This is a genomic window from Candidatus Aquicultor sp., assembly GCF_054640775.1.
Window position 1 is genome coordinate 1 of the sequence record NZ_JBTSLF010000211.1, and the last position, 4,086, is coordinate 4,086.

The 4,086-nt window shown below is 55.6% G+C and carries 2 protein-coding genes; both read left to right on the forward strand.

Translation table 11 applies throughout. From position 1 onward, the window contains the following. On the forward strand, positions 1–2,465 hold a 2,465-nt coding region (locus ACYC56_RS12890; RefSeq protein ID WP_461374579.1), incomplete at its 5' end, for a glycosyltransferase. Between the two features lie 188 nt (positions 2,466–2,653). Beyond that, a partial coding sequence (locus tag ACYC56_RS12895) for an FkbM family methyltransferase (RefSeq protein WP_461374580.1) occupies positions 2,654–4,086 on the forward strand: 1,433 nt, incomplete at its 3' end.

The window sequence follows — 4,086 nt, forward strand, 5'->3', positions numbered from 1 at the left end:
CTGCAGCCGGCCACTACGCCGCTGGTGCACTCGCGGCCCACATTGCTCTCTTTGTTCCCGGCGCGATTGTGATGGTGGCCTTTCCGCACCTCGCAGCCGGAAAAGGTTTGGACTCGAAGAGTCGGCGCGTGTTTATTGAAGCCATCGTGGCCATCACAACACTGAGTGTGGTCGTCGCCACAGGCATGTCGTTGTTCTCGGGACTGACGATTCGGATTCTCTTCGGGCAAAGCTATTTGTCATCCGTTCCTTTGATTGCTCCACTCGCATTCACGTCGGTTGGATTCGGACTCACGAGTACTCTTATCTACTTCCAGCTCGCTCGCAGATCTAAATGGGCGCTCACTCCATGGCTCGGTGTGCTCAGTGCAGGCGCGTTAATCTCACTGGTGCACTCCTCGACAGTGTCCATTGCGACGAGCATGTTGGTAGTCAGTTGGGTGACGACTCTGGTCACTGCGGTTCCCGTGATTCAGGCGTATCTCGCAGTTTCGGCCAGTGACGCAGCTGGCGAGTTGAAGTGGTTTGATCTTCCCGCGCAAGAACTGGACCTCACCGTCGTCATTCCGTTCTTCAATCCTGGCCCGCGTCTCGCACAGCACGTGCGTGACGTCACGAGCATGCTGGAAGAGTCCGGTCTCTCATTCGAGATTCTCGCTGTCTCAGATGGTTCCACTGATCACAGCGAGGAGACGCTCGCGTCTCAGGCGTCAGATAGGTTGAGGCTGATCTGTCTATCAAAGAACCAGGGCAAGGGAGCAGCGCTTCGGGTGGGTCTCGCTGAGGGTCGTGGCGAATACCTAGGCTTCATCGATGGCGACGGTGACATTCCGCCAGCGTCGCTGAGGAACTTGCTCGATGTCATTGGCGGCCAGCGTCCCGACGTCATATTTGGAAGCAAGCGCCACCCCGACTCCGACGTGATCTATCCCATGTTGCGACGGATCTATTCGTGGGGATACCAGCAGTTGAATCATCTGCTGTTCCGTCTGCCGGTGCGCGACACGCAAACGGGAGTAAAGGTCGTGCGTCGCGACGTATTGGCGGAAGTGCTTCCGCGAATGGTGGAGAAGCGATTCGCGTTTGATCTCGAGCTGTTCGTAGTCGCGAGACAGTTGGGATATACCCACTTCGTCGAAGTGCCCGTCAGCATCCGAGAGCGCTTTTCCAGTACCATCTCGTGGCGCTCGGTCAAAGCGACGCTGATTGATACAGCGGCGATCTTTTACCGCCTCCGCCTACTACATTTCTACAATCGTGATCGAGGGATCGCTAGTCGTTCTGAATTCGGGGGCGACCACGAGACACCGCCGATGCGAGTTGACGCTGGAACGACGAGCTCAAGAGTCGATACCCGAGTTCGCTCCGGAACTCTGCGAATACTGATCTTCAACTGGCGCGATCTCGCACACCCCAAAGCTGGTGGAGCAGAGATCTACACTCATCGCGTTGCCGAGGAATGGGTGAAGTCGGGGCATGACGTCACACTCTTCTGCGCCGCTGTGGAAGGAAGACCAGGACTCGACTCCCTCAATGGTGTTCGAATCATTCGGAGAGGATCGTGGCTCAGCGTGTACAGCGAGGCCCGAAACTTCTACTTGGGAGAAGGTCGTGGGTCTTTCGATCTGGTAGTGGACGAAGTCAACACGCGGCCCTTTGGTGCGTCTAGATGGGTGGATGACGTTCCCGTGGTCGCGCTGGCGTATCAGGTATGTCGTGAACTCTGGTTCTATCAGACTCCATTTCCAATTGCGCTCATGGGGCGTTTCATTTTTGAACCGTTTTGGCTGCGGCGTCTTAGGGATCTCCCTGTAATCACCATCTCAGAGTCAAGCAAGTTGTCGCTGGAGCAATATGGTCTCGATAGAGTTATTGTAATTCCCGTAGGTCACGAAATGAAATGTCAGAGACCTGCTGTGACTCGCGAATCAAAACCTACGGTGATATTCGTCGGTCGGCTGGAGGGGCACAAGCGTCCAGATGATGCGATTCGCGCATTTGCCTTGTTGCGAGCGGAGCTTAGAGATGCGCAAATGTGGGTGATTGGAACAGGTCCCATGGAGAGGGAGCTCCGGCGGCTCGCGTCAGACGGCGTAGAGTTCCTTGGGCGTCTCTCAGAAGAGGAGAAATTAGAGCGATTGGCACGTGCTCACGTCCTAGTGGCAACTTCCGTTCGCGAAGGCTGGGGACTCGTCGTAACCGAAGCGGCCTCGGTGGGTACTCCGACGATTGCGTATAACGTGGATGGACTTCGGGACTCAGTGCAAAACTCCCATGGGGTCCTCGTCCGGGCAGTGCCAGAGGCACTTGGCAGCGCACTGCACGAGTCTTTGCTTAGATGGAGAGATACGGGCCAGCCATTGGTGACCACTGGTTCCGTAATTTCTTGGAATGGTGTGGCTAATGACATTCTCATGAAATCTCTTGAGGAGACGAACTATCATTTGGGCGCAGAGCTGATTTAATGAATTGGTCGCACTATGATAGAGACATTGAGCACCGTCAACTCCATTCAATTAGGGCGAGAAGTCCACATAGTGGTAAAAGGCTCACTTTGCGGAAAATTCGAAGAGGGTGCAAATTTATATTCCGCCAATGCTATTCTTCACTTTTCGAAACTTTCGAAATGACATCGCACTTGATATGGATTTGAATGGACATGACAAGCGTTGACCCGTCGTTTTCTGAAGTGGAGCGTAAAGACGCTGCTTCTTCCTACGTCGTCAATCGGAACGATGTCGCAATAATTGTACCCACGCGAAACTCCGCTCGGACGCTGCGTGCTTGTCTCGAATCGATTCGCGGCCAGCGGCAGCCCTGCACCGTGATTGTTGTTGATAACGGTTCAACTGACGATACGCGTAGCATCGCCGTTGAACTCGCCGACATCGTTCTAGCGATTGGTCCCGAACGATCGGCTCAACGCAATGCGGGGGCGGCTGCGACTGAGGCGAAGGTAATCGGTTTCATCGACTCCGATATGGTGGTAGATCCCGACGTGGTAACTCAAGCCCTCGAGCAAATGGCGTTCGGAGTCGAAGCAGTAGTTGTGCCCGAACACACCATTGGATCTGGGTTCGTCGCACGCATTCGTGAATTCGAGCGGGCTCAGTATGTGGGGGCGAGCAAGGTCGAGGCAGCCCGCTTCTTCACCCATTCTGCATTTGACGCTGTTGGCGGCTTCGACGAGTCCCTAAATGCTGGCGAGGACTGGGATCTGTCATTGCGGATCATGGAGCTGGGAGTAAAGGTCGGCCATGTCGATGCATGTATTCAGCACGACGAGGCACGAGTTAGCTTCCTCGCCCATTGTGCCAAGAAGGGCCGCTACGGCACCGGTTTATGGCTCTTTTTAGCTAAGCACGGCGATGAGGGTAGGAAATTGGTGATGGACCGGCCGTACGTACATCGACCTTGGACGCTATTGCGACATCCGATCCTGGGCGCGGGACTGATTCTTTTGAAGAGCGGAGAGGCGGTGAGCGTTTTGGCAGCAATGGCTCGACCGGCAGTGAAGAGGGTGTGGCGTCGTACCAAGGGACAGAGCATCCGTGACTCCAGACTCCCTCCTCAAGTGGACTCGGCCCGTTTGCGCGTCGCACCAAGGATCGCCATTGAGAAGATCGCGTTTGGGCGCCAAGTGATCCGCACGTGTAGTAGCTGGCCCGGCGTGCTCGTTGCTTGGCTTGTTATTAGAGTCCCAATACTGAGGGCAGTTGCGCCAAGTAGTCTTGAGTTGCACACGCGTAACGGCGTGGTCCTCCGTGCTCCGAATAGTCGATTGAGCGCTTGGCCGATGTTTGAGGTGTTGGTCGGTGACGCATATTGCCTCGATCGGCTGCCGTGGAGAGATTCGTCGGAGACCGATCTATCAGTGTTGGACATCGGAGCTCACGTCGGTTCCTTCACGGCCGCCGTTGCCCAGAGATTTCCAAATGCGCGGTTTAACTGTTATGAACCGTCCCCACAGACCGCAAGCTATCTCAGGGAGAACGTCCAGCTGAGCAAGCTCGACCAGCGGGTGCGAGTCCACCAAGCAGCGGTCGCTTCGACATCCGGCACTCTGAACCTGTACACGAACGGAGA